19 protein-coding genes and 1 pseudogene are annotated in these 22,233 nt (G+C 68.9%); 4 read left to right on the plus strand and 16 right to left on the minus strand.

The genetic code is table 11. The features are described from left to right. Window positions 1–24: 24 nt before the first annotated feature. The 14 genes and pseudogenes from AC07B0_RS35290 to AC07B0_RS35355 form a co-directional block, all read right to left on the minus strand. Entirely contained in the window at window positions 25–2,535 is a 2,511-nt protein-coding gene (locus AC07B0_RS35290) for a helix-turn-helix domain-containing protein (protein WP_469384801.1), read from the minus strand. Between the two features lie 1,167 nt (window positions 2,536–3,702). Next, a complete protein-coding gene (locus AC07B0_RS35295; protein WP_469384802.1) occupies window positions 3,703–4,818 on the minus strand; it encodes a mechanosensitive ion channel family protein in 1,116 nt (371 codons plus the stop codon). A 499-nt stretch (window positions 4,819–5,317) separates the two neighbouring features. After that, window positions 5,318–5,575, minus strand: a pseudogene (locus tag AC07B0_RS35300) (transposase); the annotation flags it as partial. A gap of 431 nt (window positions 5,576–6,006) precedes the next feature. Beyond that, window positions 6,007–6,861 (minus strand): hypothetical protein, encoded by an 855-nt coding sequence (locus AC07B0_RS35305; protein WP_469384804.1) that lies wholly within the window; start codon window positions 6,859–6,861, stop codon window positions 6,007–6,009. Continuing rightward, on the minus strand, window positions 6,848–7,204 hold the full coding sequence (locus tag AC07B0_RS35310) for a hypothetical protein (RefSeq protein ID WP_469384806.1): 357 nt from the start codon (window positions 7,202–7,204) through the stop codon (window positions 6,848–6,850). Before AC07B0_RS35310 ends, AC07B0_RS35305 begins: the two co-directional genes overlap by 14 nt. A 70-nt stretch (window positions 7,205–7,274) precedes the next feature. Next, window positions 7,275–8,288, minus strand: a complete 1,014-nt coding sequence (locus tag AC07B0_RS35315; protein ID WP_469384808.1) for an NAD(P)H-dependent glycerol-3-phosphate dehydrogenase — start codon at window positions 8,286–8,288, stop codon at window positions 7,275–7,277. After that, complete coding sequence (locus tag AC07B0_RS35320; RefSeq protein WP_469384810.1) at window positions 8,285–9,184, minus strand: class I SAM-dependent methyltransferase; 900 nt, start codon at window positions 9,182–9,184, stop codon at window positions 8,285–8,287. Before AC07B0_RS35320 ends, AC07B0_RS35315 begins: the two co-directional genes overlap by 4 nt. Then, the gene (locus AC07B0_RS35325) at window positions 9,181–10,329 is read right to left on the minus strand and encodes a YcaO-like family protein (protein WP_469384811.1); all 1,149 of its coding nucleotides are present in this window, start codon (window positions 10,327–10,329) and stop codon (window positions 9,181–9,183) included. Before AC07B0_RS35325 ends, AC07B0_RS35320 begins: the two co-directional genes overlap by 4 nt. Next, window positions 10,316–11,581: a TfuA-like protein gene (locus AC07B0_RS35330; RefSeq protein ID WP_469384813.1), complete on the minus strand. Its 1,266-nt coding sequence runs from the start codon at window positions 11,579–11,581 to the stop codon at window positions 10,316–10,318. Before AC07B0_RS35330 ends, AC07B0_RS35325 begins: the two co-directional genes overlap by 14 nt. A 1,179-nt stretch (window positions 11,582–12,760) precedes the next feature. After that, complete coding sequence (locus AC07B0_RS35335; protein ID WP_469384815.1) at window positions 12,761–13,372, minus strand: NUDIX hydrolase; 612 nt, start codon at window positions 13,370–13,372, stop codon at window positions 12,761–12,763. Further along, window positions 13,359–14,189, minus strand: a complete 831-nt coding sequence (locus AC07B0_RS35340) for a Scr1 family TA system antitoxin-like transcriptional regulator (protein ID WP_469384817.1) — start codon at window positions 14,187–14,189, stop codon at window positions 13,359–13,361. The genes AC07B0_RS35335 and AC07B0_RS35340 overlap by 14 nt, the downstream gene beginning before the upstream one ends. An 8-nt stretch (window positions 14,190–14,197) precedes the next feature. Next, window positions 14,198–14,722, minus strand: coding sequence for a hypothetical protein (locus tag AC07B0_RS35345; protein ID WP_469384819.1), 525 nt, complete (start codon window positions 14,720–14,722; stop codon window positions 14,198–14,200). Then, on the minus strand, window positions 14,719–15,360 hold the full coding sequence (locus AC07B0_RS35350) for a hypothetical protein (RefSeq protein ID WP_469384821.1): 642 nt from the start codon (window positions 15,358–15,360) through the stop codon (window positions 14,719–14,721). Before AC07B0_RS35350 ends, AC07B0_RS35345 begins: the two co-directional genes overlap by 4 nt. A gap of 496 nt (window positions 15,361–15,856) precedes the next feature. Further along, the gene (locus AC07B0_RS35355; RefSeq protein WP_469384823.1) at window positions 15,857–16,348 is read right to left on the minus strand and encodes an ATP-binding protein; all 492 of its coding nucleotides are present in this window, start codon (window positions 16,346–16,348) and stop codon (window positions 15,857–15,859) included. Window positions 16,349–16,624: 276 nt separating this feature from the next. On the opposite strand from AC07B0_RS35355, the gene AC07B0_RS35360 reads away from it, so the two are divergent. Together AC07B0_RS35360 and AC07B0_RS35365 are read left to right on the plus strand one after the other, a co-directional pair. Further along, window positions 16,625–17,515 (plus strand): helix-turn-helix domain-containing protein, encoded by an 891-nt coding sequence (locus AC07B0_RS35360; protein ID WP_478900004.1) that lies wholly within the window; start codon window positions 16,625–16,627, stop codon window positions 17,513–17,515. Further along, complete coding sequence (locus AC07B0_RS35365; RefSeq protein WP_469384827.1) at window positions 17,512–17,724, plus strand: DUF397 domain-containing protein; 213 nt, start codon at window positions 17,512–17,514, stop codon at window positions 17,722–17,724. Before AC07B0_RS35360 ends, AC07B0_RS35365 begins: the two co-directional genes overlap by 4 nt. A 90-nt stretch (window positions 17,725–17,814) precedes the next feature. On the opposite strand, the gene AC07B0_RS35370 is transcribed toward AC07B0_RS35365, so the two are convergent. Continuing rightward, complete coding sequence (locus tag AC07B0_RS35370) at window positions 17,815–18,930, minus strand: methyltransferase domain-containing protein (RefSeq protein ID WP_469384829.1); 1,116 nt, start codon at window positions 18,928–18,930, stop codon at window positions 17,815–17,817. Window positions 18,931–19,319: 389 nt separating this feature from the next. Here AC07B0_RS35370 and AC07B0_RS35375 point away from each other — a divergent pair, with 389 nt between their 5' ends. Next, window positions 19,320–20,606, plus strand: a complete 1,287-nt coding sequence (locus AC07B0_RS35375; RefSeq protein WP_469384831.1) for a helix-turn-helix domain-containing protein — start codon at window positions 19,320–19,322, stop codon at window positions 20,604–20,606. 429 nt (window positions 20,607–21,035) lie between these two features. Here the strand turns inward: AC07B0_RS35375 and AC07B0_RS35380 are convergent, their stop codons facing one another. Beyond that, a complete protein-coding gene (locus tag AC07B0_RS35380) occupies window positions 21,036–21,350 on the minus strand; it encodes a hypothetical protein (protein ID WP_469384833.1) in 315 nt (104 codons plus the stop codon). Between the two features lie 121 nt (window positions 21,351–21,471). Here AC07B0_RS35380 and AC07B0_RS35385 point away from each other — a divergent pair, with 121 nt between their 5' ends. Next, window positions 21,472–22,206: a hypothetical protein gene (locus tag AC07B0_RS35385; protein ID WP_478900007.1), complete on the plus strand. Its 735-nt coding sequence runs from the start codon at window positions 21,472–21,474 to the stop codon at window positions 22,204–22,206. Window positions 22,207–22,233: the final 27 nt, after the last annotated feature.

The following is a 22,233-nucleotide window of genomic DNA, read 5'->3' on the forward strand; positions in this document are numbered from 1 at the left end:
GAGAGAGCTGTGAACGGTGATTGTTCAGCTGGCATGTGGGCGGGTGGGGTCGGCGCGGAACACCAGGAGGCGGTCCAGGCCGCCGTGCCAGCGCTTGGGTGCCTGCCGTCTGAAGGTGTCGGTGCCGGTGAGGCTGCCGGGGGAGGGCGCGTAGGTGTGGGGGAGAGCGAGGCTGGTGCCGTGGGCGCTGGTGGCGGGGCTGTCGAAGACGTAGATGTTGGCGTTGGTGCTGTCGGTGGCCAGATGTGGTCCAGGAGCTGGGTCTAAGGCCGTGTCCTGGATGTCGTGTGTGCTGGTGAGGGGGGTGTGGAAGACGGCGCGCAGCCGGCGGAGGGCGGCGGGGGTGATGGTGCTGCTGGTGGGCTGGGTTCCGGGCGGCGTTCCGGGGCCGTCGCCTGGGGGGTTCTGTGAGATGAGGAGGGCGAGGAGGACGGGTACGGCTTTGTGGGCGAGTGCGGCTGTGGCGGCCTGCAGGCGGTGGGCGTTCGCCAGGGGCATGGAGATCGCGAGGCTGCCGATCTCTGTTCCGGTGCTCGCGGCGACGGCTCCGCAGACGACGCGGTTGGCGTACTCGCGCCAGTCGTAGACGGGCTGGTGGGGGGTGATTTTGTCGAGGGTGTCGATGAGGTGCCGGGTGCTGGTGATGGTGCGGCGGGTCAGCCGTGCGGTGCGGTGGCGGGAGAGGTGGTCGGCCCGCAGGCCCGGGGGGAGTTGTGTGAGGAGGCTCTTGCCGTTGGCGGAGGCATGGGCAGCGGCCTTGAAGTCGACCCACTGATGGACGGCGGGGGCGAGGGGTCCGTCGGCCATCTGCAGGACCTCCACCTCGCCGTCGACGTAGCGGGAGAAGTAGACGGCGGCGCCCAGGACCCCACAGGCCAGGTCGAGGGTGTGCTGGAGCTGGAGGTCGATGCCGCCCGGGGCTTGGAGACGGTCGAGGGCGGGTCCGGGGGCGTAGACGCCCGCTGCCACCTCGACGGCGAATTCCTCCTCGCAGAGCATTGCCAGGACGGGCGCCAGGCGGTCGGCGTTGATGCCGCTTTCGCGGGCGATTGCCGCGGTCTGGGTGCCGAGGGGGTGAGACGCGATGGCTTCGACGACGGTGTGCGCGACGCGTGCCTGGTCCAGTGCGGCAGCCGTGTGGCCGAGGGCTGCGGCGCGTTCGGCGGCGGTTCCGGTGAGCGGGTGCTCGGGTACGAGTTCGGACCAGTTGGGGCGCGGCGGTTCGGGGATGGTGATTTCTGCGGGGCGCGGCCGCGGCCTCGGGGCGGTACTGCTCCAGGCAGGGCCGAGGACGAGTTTGACTGTGGGGGAGAGGGCGATTTCGCCTAGGCCGTGGAGGTCGGCGCTGTCCTGGAGTTGGTGCATTACGCGCGCGGGTACCGCAAATCGTTCGGGGCGGCCCGGAAGGGCGAAGTGGTGGTCTGTTCCGGTTTTGCCGCTGCCGCGGTTGCCGACGGGCCCGCGCGGGGGGCGCACCGTTGGGTACAGGGCGGTGTAGAGGTCGCGGAAGGCGCGCATGTGGTGGCTGCCGTTGGAGGTGAGCTGTCCTGCGTCTATGTCGCCGTAGGGTTCCTGGCGGACGAGTGAGCGGGGCAGGACCTGCCGGGTGCCCGGGCTGGCCAGGAGGGCGAGAGGGACCCATGTCCCGGAGGGTACGGCGCCGAGCTCGTGGAGGTCGACTAGTGCATGCCATACGTCGGAGGGCTGCCCGCCGCGGTGGAAGGCCTCGAGGCGGGCGGCGATCTGGGCGCGTTCCTTGTTGTAGCGGTTGCTGTACTGGTTCAGGGCGCTCTTGGCTCGCTGCTGGCGGGTGGGATCGGTGTCATAGCGGGCGATGGCTTGCTCGCGCTGGATGTCGGCGGCCCGCTGGCGCAGGCGGCCCAGGAGGTGGGCCAGGATCGGCTGCAGGCGTCTTGGGGAACGTCCGTAGAGCGCAGCGAGTTCCACTACGAGCGGTTCGTGCGAGGCGGGGGCCTGCCAGGGCTCGTCACGCCGGACGTAGTCGTCGGCGAGCTTGCCCAGGAGCTGGGAAGCATGGTCCTTGCGTTCCGCGACGCTCGGAATGTTGTCCAGGGCCTTGCCGAGGGTGGCGTGCGGGACCTCGAGGACTTCGGCGAGGTCGTCGAGAAAGGTGTGGCGTTGGACGGGGATGATGCCCTGCTGCTCGAACCTGCGGTACGCCTTGACCGAGAGGCCGAGGGCCTCGGTGACTTCGGCCGCGGTCAGGGCAGCTGCACGGCGAAGGTCGGCGACTGACCACTTGTCCATTTTCCAGGTTCGCATCAGGCGCGAGGGAGGCACGTTCAGTGCGTCGGCGAGCTCGGCGACACGCTTGGGGTCCGGGACGGTGCGGCCGTTCTCATAGGCCACGATCTGGGCTTTCGTTGCCCCGATCAGGCGGGCGAGTTCACTGGCCGTCAGGCCCTGTTTGCCGTCTGACCTGGGGAAACTCCAGCGTAGCCGCATGAGTGCACTGGAATCGAAGTCGGTCAGTCCCCGAGCCATTCGTCGCCCCCTCCGTGACACGAGGGTCATTTCAGTGACCCCGCCCTGCGTTCCGCCGGGTGAACTGATCCGCTGTCTAACCCTTTTCACCTGCGGCGATGTAAAATTAGAGGCCGTGTCACTGGCAGCGTGGGCTGAAATACGCGAACGTGGTGACTGCCGAGCCCTTTGTGGTAAGCAGACGGCGAAGAGCGGCTCAGGCCGCCGGCCGCCGGCTGAATGGCAAAGGTGCCCTGCACCCCCTCGTGGTCTCTAGGCACCGAGGGCGCAGGGCTAGCGGTGGAGCTGACGCTCCGGCGGGTCCCCTGTTACCGCAGGGGGCCCGCGACCATTACTGCAGAACCTTTTCGTACGGCCGACGCAACAAGGCCACGGGGTCTTGGAGCGTCAGCCGTGCCGGCGGTGGTCCTGACGGTCTTACGGATCTTCAGCACCCAGCTCTTACCGGGCGGGTCTACGTTCACTCCACTGCACCTCCTCTCCCGGGCGGGTATTCGATCGGCCCGCCGTACAGCCGACCGGGCTACCGCCGCCTTGAAGAGAAGACGTTCCAGATGCTACCGGCTTCCGGACTCTTCACCGCTCTCATCCGGCACCTCCCATTCATCAACTCCGCTACAAAACAACGGCCTGGTCAGGGACAACGCCATCGGACACCAAGCCGTTAGAGCGTTGACGTGCGCTGATGGCGCCCCCGACACCGCCGGGCGCACGCGCGCGTACTCAGGCCGCGCCTGCAGAAAATCGGTAGCGAAAGCAGGGCGCACACGCACGCGCCGAGTCGGCATATGCCCGTCAGATTATCAATCCACCCAATGCGAACATTCGTTCATTCGAGGGTGTGATCGCGACAGCAGTTACCCGATCGGTCAATGCAGGGGCTTGCGCTCCTCATCGAGTGGATCAAGGTGCTCACACCACGCGGACGCCGGCCGGAACCAAGCCCGACACCGTGCAACCGAAACCCGCCAGTCCCGGGCGAGGAGGTGCGGGGTGGCCTCGGCGACGGCGGTGAGGACCCGGGCGAACCGCGGGATCGACGCCCGCCCCCGCGCTCGTGGGTGGCGACCGAGGCCACCCGGCACCGCGCCGACGCAACGGGGGACGCCGCTGCTCCTCGCATGACTCACCGCGCGAAGGGGCCGAGCACCTCGTGGGCGCCGCCGCCTGTCTCCCTGGCCGGCGGCGCCGGGCGCTTTAGGGGATGTCCGTGCGTGCCGTGACGGTCGACGGTGACGATCCGCGCTGGTGGGGGACGGGAGCATGTGAGAGGTGTGGCGGAAGGTCGTCACGTTGGAGGGCGACCGTGTGGGTCGGGGCCGGGATCGAGATGCCCTCCGAGCGAAAGCGCCGATGCAGGCGCTTGATGAACTCGTGCTTGATCCGGTATTGGTCGCTGAACTCTCCGACGCCCAGAATCACGGTGAAGTTGATGCGGGAATCCGCGAACGTGTGGAAGCGGACGGCCCCTTCGTGGTCGGGGACCGCACCGTTGATGTCCACCATCACGCCGTCGACGACCTCGAGGGTCACTCGCTCGACGTGCTCCAGGTCACTCTCGTAGCCCACTCCCACCTGGACCAGGATCGAGAACTGCTGTTCTGGCTGGGTGTAGTTGGTCATGTTTGTCCGTGCGAGGCGGCCATTGGGGATGATGACCAGGTTGTTCGACAGGTTACGCACCACCGTGTTGCGCCAGTTGATGTCGACGACGTACCCCTCCTCGCCGCTGGTGAGCCGGATGTAGTCACCGGGCTGCACGGTCTTCGAGGCGAGGATGTGCACCCCGGCGAAGAGGTTGGCGAGGGTGTCCTGGAGTGCCAGTGCCACCGCCAGACCACCCACGCCGAGGGCGGTGACCAGGGGCGCGATGGACACGCCGAGGGTCTCCAGGGCGACGAGGACGCCCATCACGAGGACCACGATGCGCGTGATGTTGACGAAGATTGACGCCGAAGCGGCCACCCCGGTACGCGTGCCCGCCACGGACTGGACGAGGCCCGCGACGACCCGCGCCGTGCTGAGCGTTGCGACCAGGATCAGCAGCGCGGTCAGGGACTGGTTCACGAAGCCCGAGACGCGCGTGGTGAGCGGCAGGGTCGTGGCCGCCACCGCGGCGCCCGCGATCAGCGCGGCGAAGGGGGCGATGGTGCGCAGCGCGTCGACGATGATGTCGTCACCGCGCCAGCGGGTCCGTTCGGCGTGCCGGCCCAGCCACCGTAGGAGGGCGCGCAGCAGCAGTCCGGCCAGGGCGCCCGCCGCCAGGGCGATACCTGCGACCAGCCAGTCGTGCAGGACGAGGTCCCGGTTCAACGGACCCCCTCGGCTGCGCGGCGTCGGCCAAGGGGTTTGACGGCGGACGCCGCCACCCGTCGTATGAGGTGTGTTGTCACCTTGTCACCTGTCAGTTCGTCGTGCTGTAAGCCGCGTTCGGGCGTGTGTACGCATCCGGAACGGGCTGCCATCCTGCCGCATGGCGGGGTGACGCACGGCAGGCGGGGCGGCGGCTACCGCCGGACGGCGGCGTGTTCGAGGGTCGCGTTGATCTTCACGGGCAGGCCGGTGAGCGCTTGGGTGGGGAGGTGGCCGCCATGCAGTCAGTGGGTACAGCCGTCCAGCACCCACGCCCATCAGGCTGGGCCGCGGTGGCCGCACGGTGGTGCTTGGGCACGGCGCCCAGGTTCATGCCAGGAATCAGGCGGACTCGCCTCATGTCCGGCGCCATGAACGAGGCCGTGCTCTGGCTAAGGGCTGTCCAGTAAAGATCTTCGAGTCATTGGGACCGTGATCGGCTGCTGCCTGCTCGGCTCGCCTATCGGCCGAGTGCGAGGTTGTGCAGGTGGGCGATTCCGCTCATCGCATGATGGACGCCGTCGCCCTTCAAGCGGCAGTCCCGGAGGATCTTCCAGGTCTTCATATGGGCGAAGGCGTGCTCGACACGGGCGCGGACCTGGCGGTGAGAGGCGTTGTAATCTTCCTTCCAGGCTGGCAGTTCACTCTGCCCGCGCTCGCGGCGGTGCGGGATGATCAAGCCGGTGCCCCGGTAACCGCCGTCGGCGATCACGGTGGTGCGGGGTCCTGTACCGCGAGCACGAGGTCTGTCGGTTCTGCGGGCGACGCAGGCTGACCGGCGCTCTGTGTGGCAGTCGCTTCGCACCTCGCGCATCTAGATCCGTGCGCGGGCCCGGGCCGCCGGTGGGCGACTCTCCGGTGGTGCCCGACGGGGCCCCGCCCCGGGGCCGTTCGCGTGATCGGAGGCTGGAACCGGGGGCGGGACTCGGTGGGTCACCGGTGCCGTCGGCCTGCTGTGCGGCCGAGGCGGCAGCGCCCCGCAACGGAAGCTTTGCCGCTCCCGCACGGCGCCGGGGATTCAGCAGGCCTCCGTCGAGGAGTACCGCGGTGCCGGACAGAACTGGACCTACGAGACCTGCCCGCACTGTCCGTTGTTGTAACTGGTCCCGTCACTTGTCGGGCCTGGCCGCCGGGCCGGAGGCAGGGAGGTCAGGCCGTGAACGCCAGGTAGGTGCCGAGGGTGAGGCCGGAGAAGGTGATGAGCTGGCGGGGCTTGAGGCAGGTGAAGGCGGCGTGCATCCCGAAACCGGCGACGACGGCGTACGGCATGGTCTGCTCGATGAGCAGCGCGGGCGGCAGCGCGATCTCTGCCGCGATGGCCGTGGCCGCCACCGCGCGCCACAGGCGGACATCCCGGGCGGTGAGGTTGCCCGCGTAGCGGCGGACGAAGCCGGGGACGGCGTACTGGCTCCGGTAGGGCAGCCGCTCCCTGACCTGGGTGTAGGTGTGAACCCACTGGGCCAGGTAGAGGCCGGAACGGAACTGCGGGGAGCGGAGCTTCTGCCAGGCGCTGTTCCAGTAGATGTCGGTGGTGATCAGCACCAGGAGGCACTGAGCCCAGGTGTTCGCCGTGCTGGCGTCGTGTTCGACGCGGAACCCGTGGCCGAGGTCTCCGGCGAGCAGGAGGCAGGTTCCGGTCAGCAGGGTGTAGCGGACGGCGTTGGGGCTCTTGAGGTAGAGCAGCTCAATTGCGGCGCCGGCCAGGACCACCACCAGCGTGGCGTGGGGGGCGATGCCGAATGCCAGGGCGAGGGCGGCTGCGGTACGGATGACCAGCGAGGGCCGGTAGACGCTGATCAGGAGGCGGGCCCGGGCGGGACCGAAGCGCTGTTCGGCAACGTGGGCGCTGAGTGAACCGGGGACCAGGCGGTCCCAGCCGCCTTGGCCGAAGGCGAGAGTGAACCGAGCGGTGAGCACGGTGGCGAAGATGATCCGGAACCACTGGAGCCGTGCGGGGTCGGTGGGGTGCTGGAACCCGGAGGCGAGGGCGTCAAAGAACCACACGGCTGTCCCTCACTTCCACGCGCTGCTCGCCGCGGGTGGACAGGACGCGGCCGTGGCCGTTGATCCGGTCGTAACGGCCGCTGCCGGTGAGGTGGTCGAGGATTGTCTGGAGCTGGGGCGGACCGAGGATGAATGAGCCCGGGGAGAGGTAGGCGTAGACATTCACCGGCTCGGTGCGGCCCTCCTTGGTGGTGCCGGTGAGCGTGACGATGGTGAAGGTGGCCCGGCAGAACATCTTCCAGCGCAGCCAGCGGCCGGGCAGAGGAGTGAAGCCGGTGATCATCCAGCCCGCTAAGGCGAGGGTCACCGCGATTTGGACAGCGGACAGCACAGATGTGTGCATGGGTGAGACCTCCGTGTCGGGAGGGTGAAGGTGACGGCGGTGGGCCCCGTGAAGGGGGCACCCGCAGGGGTCAGCGTTCGGGTTTGGCAGGCCGCTGCATCAGCGCGCCCGCGGCCTCTTCGAGGGTGACCTTCTCGTGCAGCAGGGCGGAGATCACGTCCGTGATCGGCATCTCGACGCCGTGGGCCCGGGCCAGAGCGAGGATCGCCTCCGCGCTCTTGACGCCTTCGGTGGTCTGCCGGGTGGCGGCCGTCGCCGCCTCGACGCTCAGGCCGTGGCCGAGGTGGGTGCCGAAGGTGCGGTTGCGCGACAGAGGGGAGGAGCAGGTCGCCACCAGGTCGCCCACGCCGGACAGGCCGGCGAGGGTGGCCGGGTCTGCGCCCATGGCCTCGGCCAGCCGAGTGGCCTCCGCCAGACCGCGGGTGATGAGCATCGCCGTCGCGTTGTCGCCCAGGCCCATGCCCGAGGCGATGCCGACCGCCAGGGCGATGACATTCTTCACCGCGCCGCCCAGCTCACAGCCGATCACATCGGTGCTGGTGTAGGGCCGGAAGTACAGGGTGTGACACGCCTGCTGGAAACGGCGGGCTGCGTCTTCGTCCGGGCAGGCGATGGTCGCCGCCGCGGGCTGGCCGGCCATGATCTCCGCTGCCAGGTTCGGACCGGACAGCACCGCGACCCGGTCCGCGCTCACGCCGGTCACCTCGGTAATTACCTGACTCGCCCGCAGACCGCTTCCCACCTCGATGCCCTTCATCAGCGACACGATCACTGTGTCCGGGCCGATGTGAGGGGCCCAGCCGCCGAGGCTTGCACGCAGGGACTGCGCGGGGATGGACAGCACGAGGAAGTCCGCGCCGTCCAGCGCAGCGGCCGGGTCGGTCGTGGCCGTCACGGAGAAGGGCAGATCGATGTCCGGGAAGTAGCCGGGGTTGCGGTGTGTGGTGTTGATCGCGTCGGCGATCTCGCTGCGCCGGGCGTGCATGACGACGCCGGTGCCGGCGTCGGCCATGATCTTGGCGACGGCGGTGCCCCAGGAACCGGCCGAGAACACCGCCGCACGGGCGGAACGGTGCTGGGTCACTGGGGGGTCCCTCCGATGGACGCAGGCCCGTCGCCCGGGCGGCGGGTAGATCCCGACATCCTATCGGCCGCCCCCGGCCAGTCGGCTGGACCGTTCGCAGGTCTCCGCAGGGTCAGCAGGACAGCCCGACGGCCCCGCAGCGTGGGAAGCACCTGGTGCGCCTCGTGGAGCATGCTCTCGGCGGGGCCCTCACCCAGTGCATGCCGAAGCTCGTCGGCGCGGGCGATCCACAGCCGGTAGAGGCGCTCCCACATCGCGGGCTCGGCGGGCCGCTCGTCGAGGTGCTCCTGCACAAGTCCGGCGGCTTCGACTTGCTCGTGCCAGGCCGGTTCCGCGCCGCGCCGCAGCGCCCGGGTCATCACCAGACGGCCGCCCGGGGCCAGAATGCGGCCGAGCTCGCGCAGTGCCGCCGCGCGGTCGGCGCCGCCCAGGGCGTCCACACACACGATGCCGTGGGCATGACCGGTCGGCAGGCCGGTGCGCTCGAGGTCGGCCACTTGGAAGACTGCACGGCCGGCGGCCGGGCCGAGGAAGTGGGCGCGGCGGGTGGTGGCGTGAGCGGCGGCGACCGGGGACAGGTCGAAGCCGGTCAGGCGGACATCGAGGGCGCGGGCCAGCCACAGGCCGATGCCGCCGGCACCGCATCCGGCATCCACGAGCAGCTGGCCGGGCCGCAGTCGCAGCCGCCCGACCAGCAGCCCGAGCAGGGGCCAGTCGCAGGAGCTGGAGGCGGCGACCTCGGCCGGGTAGTCCTCGCCCATCGCCTCGGCGTACAGGCGGGGGACCACATCGGTGCGGGCGCGGACGGTGTGGAAGGCGTCGTACTGGGCCGAGCGCTCTTGCGCTGGCCCGGGTGCGGGTGGTGCTGGGGTCGGGATGGTGCTTGTGGGGTTCATCGGGGCATCGACCTCCTGATCCGTGAGCGGGTGCCGGGGCAGATGACCTGCACGGCGTGGACGGGACCGGCCTCGTCGGACAGGTCCAGGGCCGTCGGCTCGTGGCCGGTGACATGGGCGACCTGACGCGCCACGGCCTGGGTCTGCTCGGCGAAGCCGCCATCGGCCTCGGTGAGGTGGCCTGTTGCCTCCGGCCACGGGGTCAGGCCCGTGGTCTTGGCTGGGAGGAAGGCTGTGGTGTCGAAGGAGGCGGGGTCGCTGGGCAGGTCGTCGCGGGTTCCGGCGATGGCGGTCAGCCGGGACTGTGCGGCCTCGGTCAGTGCCCGGGTCAGGGCGATTGCCGGGCTGTTGTGGCAGCCGCCTCCGGCGAAGACGACCGGGTAGTCCTCCGACCACAGGTAGGCCACGCACACCGGCACCCCGTACGGGCCGTCCACGAGCGCGATCTCCAGGGCCATGCCCGCGGCTGCCAGCCGGCCGATGACTTCCCGGCCGTGGGGGTCGGCGACCGTGCCGGGCGCGATGAGGGTGCGCCGCCGCCCGCCCGCCAGCGCGTCCCGGTAGAGCACGTCGCGCTCCACCACCTCGAACAATGCGTGAAGCAGGGCTTCGTCCCGGGTGTTGCCGCACGCGAGTCCGGTGCTGGTCGCCCGCAGCAGATCCGGGCTCCACTCGGGCCTCTGTGACCGGCGGCGCACCAGGTCGACTGGCAGCAGCACCTCCCGGCCGCTGACCAGGCCGGTGCCGGGCGTCCACTCCCACACCACCTGGGCCAGGGTGCGCTCGGGGCAGGGGATGGTCAGCGGCAGCGCGGCCACTGGGCAGGCTGGGGCAACCTCGGTGGCCGGGCCGCATGCGGCGACAGGCAGCGGCTGCTCGACGTGCCACAGCTCGATTGCCTCCATGACCGCCGACAGCTTCGCCAGCAGGGGCGTAGCGCCTTTGCCCTGCGACGCCGACAGGGTCTGCGAGGCGGGCCGGATCGCAGTCCATACCGGCAGCCCGATCACGTCCAGGCCAGTCAGGTCGGCGACCCGGGTGATGCCGAATTCCGGCAGGTGCCCGGCCACCGCCTCCCATGTCTCCTCCGGCGGCCGGGACCGGACCGTGCCCGGCAGCGCCATCAGCTCCTCAACGCCCGCCACGGGCCGCCGCCATCCGCTCAGTCACCTGGTTTATCTCCTCCAGCAGCCCCGGCACGAGCCGCTTGACCGCCTCGACGGCCCGCGCCCCGCAGCCCAGGCCGCGCGCGGAAGCCTCGGCGTCGAACTCGAGCTCCGGGCACTGCCACACGCGCAGCAGGAGCCGGCGCGTGAGGTCATCGCGCACTGACCCCGTTGAGAACCCGGGGCGACTGCGGCGGGCCCACGCGACAGCGTCGGCGTACCGGGCGACCGCGCGCCGGTCGTCGGCGCTCTCGCCGGCCAGCAGCAGGGCTACCGTGGGCTCGTCGCGAAGGTCGAGTACCGGGTGGAACACACGGTCGGCGGGCAGGTCCCCGCCGGTGACCTGGGCCAGCCTCTCCGGCAGAGCCACTCCGGGACTTCCGTCGGCGGGGTAGAGGGAGCGGTATTCGAGGTAGGTGGCCCACGTCGTGCGGAACGCCGGGTCGAACACCTGCTGATAGACGACGCGGTCCTCGGTGGACAGCCCCATCCCGTCCACGCAGGTGCGGGCGAAGGCGTTGGACCAGCGCCGGAAGTACACCGTCTCCCACACCGCGGGCGCCGGCCGGGAGGGCCGGGGCACTTTGCCACCAGCCAGCACGATGCGCACGGCGGCGAGAGCGTCGGCGCGTTTGAGGTCGCCGAAGTGTCGGTCCCGCTCGCGCTGCCCGGCCAGCCAGCAGGCGAACTCAGTCTCGCCCTGGCGGCGGCACACGGCCTGAACGGCAGCCCACGTCCGGTGCGGGTAGTAGACCGCGCGCAACGCCGCTAGCAGATGGGCGGCCCGCCCGGCATCAAGGACCTTGGCCGACAGGGCCAGGTCCAGCATGTGCCGGAGGTTGACCACGGGCCAGGTCAGCGCGCCGAACTCTCCGTCCGGGGCCTGCCCGACCGCCACCTCGTCGTCGCCGTCGATGTCCCCGTGCACGTAGGCGGTATAGATGTGGCCGACGCCGAGCATCCCGAACGGCGCCAGCTCGGCCGCCCGCAGCGCGCCGATACTCGCTGCCCCGACCACCTTCACCCCCCGGCCCATCGCGGACAGGATCTCCTTGTGCCGCAGCGCCGGCGCCTGGTGGTACACGCCGTCGATGAGGACCACCGTGTCCTTGGCGCGGATCGAGGTATCGAACAGGTCGCCGTGCCGCGCTGGCGGCCTGACCCGCACCCCCGGCGCTGCGAGCTGCGGCTCGGACCACCTCAGCGTCGGTCCGACGAACACGTGAATCACTAACAGCCTCCAAGGTGGAGCGTGAGAGGCGCCTTTCCCCGGGCCCGTGGGCCCGGGGAAAGGCGCCCAGGTCAGGGCGCGGGGTTGGGCGAGGACTACTCCTCGTCTTCCACGTCGACGGCGACCACGACGGGCCCGGTGACCTCGTCGGTCTCCTGGGACGGCTGGGCGGTGCGGGCGGCGATCGTGGACTTGGACTGGGCCATGGGATGGCTCCTTCTCTACGGATTACGGCGGTGCCGGACGGCTGCCCGCACCGTGTGGTGCTCCGGGCCCGGGGCCTCTCGCTCCTGCGGGCTCGCCTGCCCACCCCTCGGCGGGGGCGGGAAGTCTGGTGGGGGTTCAGCCCTGGGTGAGGGCAGTAGGGCGTGGCAGCGGAGGCGCCGAGCCTCATCGCTGCATCTCTGACGCCGTGATGCAGACGGCAAGTGCTCCAGGCAGCGCCTGGATCCTGCGGCCGCGTCATCGAGTTCGCCGAGCGGGCTGGCTTCCACGGCCGTCTCGGGGCTGCGCTGATCTGCGTACGTGGGTGTCGGTGTCATCGAGGCCGGCGTCGTGGGAGAAGGGCGCAGCAGGGGGGGTATGGCTGGCTCCTGCACGGCCGGCCTCTGGAGGGTGTGAGGGGACTCCTGGGCAGGGTGGGAGAGTGCTTTGCGGGTCAGTGGGCGGGTTGGCTGCCAGCCGCTCGGCTGCCTGGACGCGGCAGGGGAGCAGGAGACAAGCCCTCCCGCGGGAGGCCGGACTGGAGTGTGCAGAGGATCTCCGGCCCGTAGTCCGGGTCCTGCCATCTCCGAAGAGGTGTTAGCTCTCGTGTCTGGTCTTCGAGCAGCGGCAGCAGGTGTTGAGCATCGCCATGGCCGCTGCGCGCCGCCCCGACGACGAGGTAGCGGAGGCAGGCCTCGGAGCCGCCCCCGCCGAACACCTGGGCTGCATCACTACGGCAGACGAGTGCGGCGGCTCGGAACCATGCACCCGGGTGGTCTGCATCCATGGCTTTGGCCAGCCAGTTTTCAGCGGGCCGTAACTCCCCCCGGCCCAAGGCGAGCGACCCCAGTCGGTACAGCGAGTTCGCGTGGAGACGTGCTTCCAGGGCGGACTCGCATGCGGGTACTCCCGCGCCCCAGTCGCCGTCTGGCCGGTCCCAGAAATCAGCACGCCGCGTCCGTTCAGCCTCCAGGTTCATAGCTGGTGCTCCGTCACATGGAGGTCGGTACGGGCGTTGTCTGCGTCCCAGCTCTTGACGTTCCGGCCGTGGTCGCCAAACGCTGCTGGGCTGCCCTGGTGGAGGTAGGCGGGCCGGCCTGTGATCCGGGCGCGCGCCAAGATGCGCAGCAGGTCGCTCAGCTCCTGGTTCGCGCCTTCGAGCGTCGTGAGGCGGTCGGATGACGGAAGGATGTATCCGTTGTGAAGCGGGGTGAGGCGGATCGCGTCGCGGCGGTCGGAGGAGATGTGGCCGCCGTCGAAGATCATTACCTGGAGGGGGAGGGGGGAGGCGTCGTGGCGGGGGTAGAAGTCGATGCTGAGCAGGCGGGCGGGTGCGGGAATCGTGAGCCCGGTCAGGGTCTCCAGGATGCGGGCCGCGGCATGGAAGGGGCTCCGGTCGCCGGGGCGCATGTAGCCCGACGGCGGCCACAAGTGCTGCGGACTGGTGGGTTTGGCGTCCCGCAGCAGCAGCGGACTCATCGGGTCTCCGGAGGTCAGGTAGATGCCCACGGCGAGGCGGATCCCCATCGGCTGGCTGCCGGCGTCCGGCTCCTGCACTGCGGCTGTTTCTACATCAGTGTCGATCATGGTGGTGCTCCCTTGAGGGAATCGTGGTGATGGCGTCAGCGGCGTGCAGGACGGCGGCCAGGCCTTTTGCAGGGCTGCACGCCGTTTCGAGAGCTCGTCGAATCAAGTCGGCGCGCCCGCGGGCGTCGCGACCGGTGAAGAATGCCGGCGTGAGCCCTTCATCCAGCCAGATACGGCGGTCTCTGGGCAGGGTTATCTCGCTGACCTGCCCGGTACCCTCTGGCATGGTGAAGTGGGCGGGCGTGATCCGGATTTCGATCTCACCGGCGCGCGCGAGAGTGGCCCAGTAGCGCAGCTGATCCGCTAGGACGGCCGGCCCGCCAAGGGGGCGGGTCAGAACGAGGGTGTCAAGGACCAGCATGATGGGGCAGTGTGGCCGTGGCCTGGGCCATACGAAGTTGAGGTCCTGCGCTGCCAGGTGCTGCCGGTAGGCCCTGCCGCACAGGGCGCGCGGGATACCAAAGGCGGAGAAGACTGTGATCCGTGTTGCCAGGTCTTCCACGGCCTCGATACGGCCGGAGGGGGTTCCGTTGGCGTCGTGGAACTCGTGGGAGGCGGCTTGGCGGTGGAGGTGGACGGCGTCGGTCAGCTCCCATGGGGAGGTCTTGCCGTAGAGCTTGAGCAGCACGGCGAGATCCTGTGTGCTGATCAAGGTGTCTCCGCGCTCGTAGCGTGAGACCGTTCCGAAGGACTTCCGGATCGCCTTCGCGGCTTGCTTGACGGACCGGTCTGCATTTCGGCGCAGAAATCGCAGATAGGCGCCAAGCACCAGCTGTCCAGCGGCGGGAACTTCAGCCCCCGGGGGCAGCAACGGCATGTGCATGGTCACCTAGCGCCAGTCGTCCGGCCAGCGCCCACCGGTGCACCAGCCTCGCTCGCCCTGACGTAGAAGCCGGCTCCGAATGGCCCGCTCGGATCATGCTGCAGGGTGCCGTCGCGGGTCAGGTACCGGCAGGCGCGGGCCACCTGAGCGGGATTGAGACCGGCCTCCTCGCCGAGCAGCCCGGTCGGCAGCGCGGACCCTTCCAGGTAGCGCCCGGAGAGGATCCGCTCCCGAACCGCCTGTTGAAGCAGCCGGTCATGGGGGTGCGGCTCATCTCCGGCAAGCACGACGACAATGGATGACGACGCCGCCACGACGCCCATGGTGTCGAGCCTTCTGAGAGCTGTCCTCACGTACGAGACAGGCTGGCGAAGCGAGGAGGCCAGGACGAATGCAGCGGGGCCTTCGTGTCGCCCGCCGATCTGCTGACCGGGCCTGCAATGGGTGGCGATATGCAGCTGGACGGCAGCCAGGGCCTGCCCCTCCCCGCGCTGACTGGGCGTCAAGGCTGAGTGATGCCCGTTCATGCTGCACCATCCAGTTCCGGAGTGAGGCTCGCCTTGTAGGCCAGCTGGAGAGTTCGGTCCGGGACGGCCCCGCGGAGTTCGAGGACGAGGTACCGGGCCAGGACGAACCGAAGCCGGTCGGTCTCGGTGAACAGCACAAGCTCCTCAGGCCCGCCGGGCCCTCCCTGGGGGTAGAGGGTGCCGATGACGCCTACCGGTTCGACATCCCGGGCGCGGACGGCGAGGTGGCCACGGCGAAGGGTCACGCACCGCGCCAGTGCGAGGTCGGCGTGGATGAGGCATATCGGCGGTGTCGTTGTCCGAATGTCGGTCGGCCACGAGTGCTCGTCCACGTCCGCATGGAGCAGCCACAGCGCCCCCACGCCGAGCACTCGCCCGGGCCGCTTGAGGCAGTGCGCGCACAGGAGTCGGTCCGCCGCCATCCGCTGGACTTCGGGGTCGAACCGTCCGTACTGCGGCGTGCCCGATCCGGGGCCGTCCCAGAGCTTCCACAACACCAGGAAGAGAGGGTCGAGCTGTTCTTCCCGGCTTCCTCCGTGGTATCGGATTCCGTCATCGCTGACCACGACCGTCGGGTGCCGCGGGAAACGGTCGGACCGCAGCGTGATGGCGGGGGCCTCAAGGGGTTTCACGTGCACGCCTCCAGAGTGGGCAGGGGGTCAAGACAGACGGGTGAGATAGAGGAGGGCCAGGCTCCCGACAACCGCTGCGGCGAAGGTCAGTACGGTTGCGGCAAGCCAGACGGAGACCCCATTGCGCTGCAGGATGTCCAGGGGATGGCGCACCGCGTACCGCAGACGAGGCAGGCGGCGTGCACGGCGGCCAGTGGTCACCGCCGCCTCCGGCCGCCGAAGACGACGAGCAGACCTATGGGGGTGGTCAGACTGATCAGGACCCATTGGCGTGGCGGCGGCGTAGCCGAGACAGCGCGGCGCGGGCGGCCTCCGGCGGCCGGGCGACCGCCTCCGGCCCTGGCGTGCCGGGCTCGGGCAGGGGGAGGCCGCCTTTCGCCCTCTGCCAGGCCTGGCCGACAGGACGAGCCGGAAGGGGAGTAGAGGCGGGGGGTAAGCCGGTGTGGCCGGTCTTGGACATGGGACCTCCAGGATGAAGAGGGGAGTAAATGTTGAGGCTGGTCTACGGCTGAGAGTGAGCCAGGGGAAGATGGCACCAGGCGGTGCGGCTCTCTGAGCTGAAGCCGCAGCTCCCGCCGGCCCCGCTGGCGAGCAGCTGCGACATCCAGAGGCCCCGGCCCCCCTCCGCGTCCGGGCCCGGGTCACTCACGAACGGCTCGCCGCTCCCGGAGTCCCGAACCAGCAAGCGGACGTCGGCTCGCGTGATGAGGAGGGACACCCTGATTGAGCCACCGCCGTGCTCGACCGCGTTAGTGACCAGCTCACTGACGATCACCTCCATGGTCTCGGCCAGCGACTCCAGCCCGAGAGAGTGAAGCCGGGCGGACACGATCCGGCGCGCGTGGCCGGCCCGGCGTGCGTCCTGCTCGGGCAGCCGGCTGCCGCCGTGCCGCTCGACGTGGAAGACAAACTCCGTCAGGTCGGTGCAGCGTGCCGGGCCTGTCAGTCGCTCCTGTGCCGACGCGGCGCCGAAGGAGATGATCGTCTGCGTCATGGTCCACACCTGTCCGAGTCGGCGGTACGGCACCGGACAGCCTGAGTGTTCTTGGAGAAGAGCTCGCTCCTGTCCGGCTGAACTAGCCTGCCGCTCTGTAGAGTTACCAAGCAATGGATATCCCGAAGAATATTCTTCGGGATAGAAACTGGCACATGCCACCGCACACGCGTTGGCTGTTGCGGCGCGCACATCGCGTGCCACACTCCGCGCAAGGGCAGAAATGACACGCGCATGGGTGGCATGGACGCGCGCATGGGGAGGAGAGGCATACGTATGGCCGCGAAGCCCAGACCGACGGTGCGTCGCATCGAGCTCGGCTATGAACTACGCGAGCTGCGAGAGCGGGCCGGCAAGACCCTTGAGGAGGTGGCCGCATCGGCAGAGGTGCCAGGGATGTACTTCGCCAAGCTCCAAAAGATCGAGAAGGGCACCCGGACCATCCGTTCAGCCGGCGAGCTGAGGGCACTCCTTGCCTACTACGGCATTGAGGACGAAGACGACATCGCGGCCTTGCTGGAGATCTGGAGAGATGGCTCCAGCCAGGACTGGTGGTCGCCCTACCAGTCCACGATGCCCTCAGGAATGCCTCGGTTCGTCGGTATCGAAGCCGCAGCCACGGAGACGTGGGCGTTTCATCCCACGCTGTTCCTCGGCCTGCTACAGACCGAGGCGTACGCCCGCCGACTCCACGAACTGTCTCAGCCGATCGAGGAAACGACGAGCGAGTCCAACGCCCGAAACGTCAAAGTCCGCATGCGACGCAAGGAAGCCATCCTGCGCTCTGAGGATCCTCTGCTACTGCGTGCCGTGCTCTGGGAGCCAGCTCTACGCAACCTCATCGGTGACCCGGACCTAATGCTCGCCCAGTACGCCGAGGTAGCGCGCCTCGCGAGCCTCCCCAACGTGGAGGTCCAGATCCTGCCGATACTGCCGCCGAAGTTTCGGGGGCACACCCCGACCCACAACTTCAGCATTCTTCACCTGCAAGACGACCTCCCCACGTCCGTGCAGGTGGACACGCCTTGGAGTTCTACCTCCGTGTCCGACAAGCCGAGGGAGGTGGGGCGCTTCAAGCGCAGCTTCGCCAGCCTGATGTCCTCAGCGCTTCCGCCAGAGGACACCCCAGAGTTCCTGAACCAGCTATCGCGAGAGATCACGAAATGACTGAAAACCTCAGCAACGCCCGACCTGCACCCCGCCTGACCTGGGTCAAGTCGTCGTACTCTGACGGCGCCGGAAACAACTGCGTTGAGGTTGCCACCACTGCGTCGGTGCACATCCGAGACTCCAAGCAGAGCGGACTTGCAGAACAGCCCACGCTGCTAGTCCGGACCGGGGCTTGGACAGCCTTCCTCCGATCGGTCCGAGACTAGTTCCGTTGGGGGTTCCCCCTCGCCCAAATCGAGGAGGAACCCCCAACGTCATTTCTCCATCTCGGCTGACAGTACGGTCACGAAACACGATCAGTACCAGTACGCACCTGCGGCCGGGCTTTCCTGCCACACGAACTGGCGGTCGGGTGTCACGGTCATCCCGAAATCCCAGAGTTGTGGTGAGCCGCGCTCTTCCCAGTACCGTCGGCCGGTCTCGACTTCGACCATGAGGCGTCGGGGACCGCCCTCGTGTGCCGTGATGATGCCGTCTCCGGTCGTGGTGGCGGTGGCCCAGGAGCCGACGCCGTCGGACATCCGGACGGCGCGCCCGTCCCCGCTGGCCTCGGTGGTGATGCGGATGTCCGGGTGGGACACCCTGAGCGCGAAGAGCAGATGTGCGTCAGCGAACGCGGTCAGGTCCCCCTCCAGATGGAAGGCGCGGTCGGGCGGGCTGTCGCCCCGGATGGTGTGGTACCCGCGTCCCTGGTCGGTGCCGCGGCTGGGCATGAACATCCCGAGCCCCTGCACCCAACCGGTCGCGGACTTGCGGTCGTCAGCGACCGTCAGCGCGACGTGCCCGAGCCGTCCCCAGGGGATGACGAGACGGCCGCCCGGTCTGGTCTGCTCCACCCACGTCCAGGGGACCTCGTCAACGGCGTACGTGGCGATCAGTCGGTCGTACGGCGCGGCCGCCGTCCAACCAGCGTTCCCGTCGCCGGCGTACACGGCGACGTCGAGCCCGGCCGCGACGAGCCGGTCGTGCGCGGCGACCGCCAGCCCGGGGTCGATCTCCACGGAGGTCACCTGCCCAACGCCCGCCCTCGCGGCGAGCAGCCCGGCGTTCCAGCCGGCGCCGGTACCGACCTCCAGCACACGGTGGCCTGGATCCAGTATCAGCGAGTCGAGCATGTCCGCGACGATGGCCACGCAGGACAGGCTTGAGCTGGGCAAGCCGTCGAGGATCTGAGTGACGGCGGAATCGTCGGGCCCGGCGTACACAAGATCGGCCCACCCGTCGGGATCAGTATGGCGATCGACGGGCACGTACGTGTCGTGGCCGTTCCATGTCCACAACCGGTCGGGGGCGAACTGGTGGCGGGGGACCGTGTCCAGGACGGCACCGCGGACCCAATCGGAGTCCGCCGGCCAGCCGTCCTGGATGTCCATCGCGTTCGTCAGCGCGAGCCGACGGTCATCAAGACGCATGTCCTGGCTACTTCCTGCGCTTACCCGAACCGGATCCGGGGTCGGGGGCCTTGCCGTCGCTGTTCCCAGGCGGCGGCGTACCACCGCTCAGCGGCGGGTTCGGCTTCGCGTGGCTCCCGCCGCCGCTGCTCCCACTTCCGTCCTTGTCCTTCGGCATAACGAGTTCCCCTCACAGCCGCGTAATGGTGCTGGACTCGGCACCAGGCCGGGCGCCCTGAGGCTGCCCGAGGTGTGATGCCGGTGACAACGATACCACACCAGAACGCACGGCGCGGGGCGTTGCCCGCGTCCCGCATGCCGTATGCACCTTCCGCATACGCAGTGTGCGCACGCGATCACTTCCCTTACGGTAGGGTCGGCAGACCCAGGGCTCGTCGACGGAGGGCGCCGTGAGCATTGACTCGCTCTGGAGGTCCCGCCGCGTGCTTGAGTTGGCCGAACGCCAGCGCGCGGGCTCGCTCATCCGCGTTGGGCGCCAGGCCCGAGGGTGGCGCCAGAGCGACCTCGGAGCCCGCCTGTCCTGCTCGCAATCCACCGTCTCGCGGCTCGAGCAGGACCAATCCCTCGACCTGCCGCTGATCAAGCGCGCGGCTGCCGAGGTCGGCGTCCCACTGCCGCTCCTCCACACGTCGTTAGGCCTAAGTTCCCCAGCAGCCACTACAGTTGCCAGCGACAGGACTTCGGTCGAGGAGGACCCCATGCGCCGCCGCTCCCTCATCACCACCGCAGCGGTCCTGGCCGTCCCGCACAGCCTGATGACCGGACTCGAATCTGCGCTCGCCGCGACACCCGAGCCCAGCGGCGCCCCGGCCTGCACGCTCGACGCCCGCCTGATCGCCGCCCGGGACCAGTTTGACCAAGCCGCCCATACCGGACTCCTGCGCGCCCTGCCGGGTCTGCTCGCCGACACTCACCAGGCAGCGTCCGCGACCCGCCGCGACCTTGACTACGCCCGCCTGTCCTCGGCGTACTCACTTGCTTCCCAGCTGCTAAACAAGCTCGGCCACTACAAGCAGTCACGTCTGACCTCGGACCGGGCCACGCTGTATGCGGATGTTTCCGGCTCCCCACTAGCTGTGGCAGCCGCCGCCCGGGAACTCGCCGCCGTGCTTCGTCACCAGGGCCAGGAAACCGCAGCCCAGCAGCACATTGAAGCGGCCGTCGCCCGGGTGGAAGCCACCGGCCTTGCCACGGACGCACAAGCCTCCGCCTTCGCGCAGATGCTGTGCAGCACCGCATACACAGCGGCTATTGCCGGTGACCGCGACCAAGCTCTGGGTATGCTCCGTGAAGCCGCCCGCGCAGCGCGCGACCTGCCCGAGATTCCCAGTGCCGCATGCCTCTTCCCGATGACCTCTGCGGCCGTCGACCTCTACTCTGTCAGCGTCCACTGGGCCCTTGGAGACGCCGGGGCCGCGCTGGAAGCCGGCAGGAACCTGCACGCCGACCAGTTCCCGACTATCGAGCGTAAGGGCCGCATGCACACCGACCTCGCCCGCGCCTGGTGGCAACGGTCAAAGCCTGAGCAGGCGGTACGCGAGCTCCTCGCCGCGGCCCGGATCGCGCCTGCGGAGGTTCGAGACCGCCCGGCGATCCGGCAGATCGTGGACGACCTCTACCTCCGGCACCACCATGTCAGCGGTGTCCGTGAACTCGTCGCTGTGACCGCGGCGTAACGAGCCCGTGCGCGGTTGCCCGAGCTGCGTCGAAAGGTGCAGGTCGGTCCGTTGCTTGCTGTGGCCGTTGAGGAGCAGCCAGCGCTGTCCGACAGCGCTGCAACCCACTACGGGGGGCTGGCCTCGAACCAGGGCTGGTGCCTCTCGCGCCATAACGGGTCTACCTCGGCAGCGAGTTTGGCGATCGCGTCGGACGAGAGCTTTGTGATCCTCCGGCCGTTGATGATTGCTGCACGAGACCGGTTCCCCCCCCGCACGAACATGATCAAGGATCACGATCCAGCGTCGCACCGCCCACCATGCACAAGCTCGCTAGGGGCTGTTGCCTCCTGCTCCGGCGGGCAGGTGCAAACAGAGTGATGCGCACGTCGACATGGAGGAGCGGCGTGTTCGACGGTGCTGGCGGGCGTAGCTGGGAACCACGACCCGTCACATCGGTGCGGAGTCGGTAAGGCGTCGGCGCACTTCGGTGGGGTTGATGCTGTTCAGCCAAGCACCCAGGCCGGCTGCCATGACGAGGGGGTCGACGCCGAACAGTCGACCGATGTAGTAGGCCTCACGCAGGTTGTACTTGATCGCGCCGTCTTGGCGTTTGCTGATCTGACTCTTGGACATGCCGACACAGCTGCCGAGCTGCTCGTATGTGAGTTCCGCGCGTAGCCGTCCGTGTTCGACTGCTTCGATGAATCTGAGTTCCAGCTCGGTAATGGCCTCCTGGGCCTGCCGCTTCGCCGCCTTGTCCATGCCTCCCATCATATCCAGCCCAGATGCTCGCGGGAGAGTTTAGGGCAACCTAGCCCCATCCAGGTTTCCATTGGGTAGGCGATGGTTGCCCGTAGGGAAACTAAGGCGCTATTCTCGACGTATGACGGACTGGGGAAAAGATGTCGAGCCTGGAGCGATCGCGCGGGGCTGCGCTCCCGCCCACTCGTGGCGATGGTTCCTTGTTCGGTCCGCAAAGCATGTCCCGAAGGCCACCAAGGACCGGCCCGAATGGAAAGCGCTCGGCGCCTCGTTCTTCGCCATTCTGCAGGCTGTAGGCCAGGCCGCGAACGAGGACGGTACCAATGCCTTTCTCGGAGTCGACACACTGATGGCGGTCGGCCGGTGCAGCAAGGAGACGGTGCACAAGGTGCTCATCGCGGCCGAGTCCGTGCACCTGATCAAGAAGACGGAGAACGCCCGCGGCGGCCGGAACCCGAAACCGGCGACCTATGCGTGCACGATCCCGCTCGGCGCGGACGCGGCGACCGGTCGGGGCATCGACTGGGACGGCGCGGCTGCCGTTCTGTCCAGTTCGCAACACGACCGCAGGCTCCGACATAAGCGGGAAAACGCCAGAGGGCTTCGCGTGACGCCTTCTGACGAGGCTCCTGTTCGGGCTCAGGCAGCGTCACATGACACCGCCTGCGCCGAGGGGGATCTGAGCCAGGGGGCGTCACATGACGGATCTGCAGGGCGTCACGTGACAAATCAGGGGGCGTCACGTGACGCCCCTACCAGGTTGTACCAGGAGTTTCACCATGAGATGACTAGGCACTGTCTTCAAAGGGGCTTTAGCCAGAGGAACAGGGATGCGATGGTGACGGCTGCCTGGTAGGACTCGCGGGTTTTGTCGTAGCGAGTG

The organism is Streptomyces sp. NPDC044704, assembly GCF_056433525.1.

What these genes read in the sequence shown, in the direction of transcription:
- AC07B0_RS35345 (WP_469384819.1), bottom strand. Translation starts at nt 14,722, where the DNA reads ATGAACGGGCATCACTCAGCCTTGACGCCCAGTCAGCGCGGGGAGGGG.
- AC07B0_RS35360 (WP_478900004.1), top strand. Translation starts at nt 16,625, where the DNA reads ATGGCCGCGAAGCCCAGACCGACGGTGCGTCGCATCGAGCTCGGCTAT.
- AC07B0_RS35370 (WP_469384829.1), bottom strand. Translation starts at nt 18,930, where the DNA reads ATGCGTCTTGATGACCGTCGGCTCGCGCTGACGAACGCGATGGACATC.
- AC07B0_RS35310 (WP_469384806.1), bottom strand. Translation starts at nt 7,204, where the DNA reads ATGCACACATCTGTGCTGTCCGCTGTCCAAATCGCGGTGACCCTCGCC.
- AC07B0_RS35355 (WP_469384823.1), bottom strand. Translation starts at nt 16,348, where the DNA reads ATGACGCAGACGATCATCTCCTTCGGCGCCGCGTCGGCACAGGAGCGA.
- AC07B0_RS35385 (WP_478900007.1), top strand. Translation starts at nt 21,472, where the DNA reads ATGACGGACTGGGGAAAAGATGTCGAGCCTGGAGCGATCGCGCGGGGC.
- AC07B0_RS35320 (WP_469384810.1), bottom strand. Translation starts at nt 9,184, where the DNA reads ATGAACCCCACAAGCACCATCCCGACCCCAGCACCACCCGCACCCGGG.
- AC07B0_RS35335 (WP_469384815.1), bottom strand. Translation starts at nt 13,372, where the DNA reads ATGATCGACACTGATGTAGAAACAGCCGCAGTGCAGGAGCCGGACGCC.
- AC07B0_RS35380 (WP_469384833.1), bottom strand. Translation starts at nt 21,350, where the DNA reads ATGGACAAGGCGGCGAAGCGGCAGGCCCAGGAGGCCATTACCGAGCTG.
- AC07B0_RS35290 (WP_469384801.1), bottom strand. Translation starts at nt 2,535, where the DNA reads ATGACCCTCGTGTCACGGAGGGGGCGACGAATGGCTCGGGGACTGACC.
- AC07B0_RS35340 (WP_469384817.1), bottom strand. Translation starts at nt 14,189, where the DNA reads ATGCCGTTGCTGCCCCCGGGGGCTGAAGTTCCCGCCGCTGGACAGCTG.
- AC07B0_RS35365 (WP_469384827.1), top strand. Translation starts at nt 17,512, where the DNA reads ATGACTGAAAACCTCAGCAACGCCCGACCTGCACCCCGCCTGACCTGG.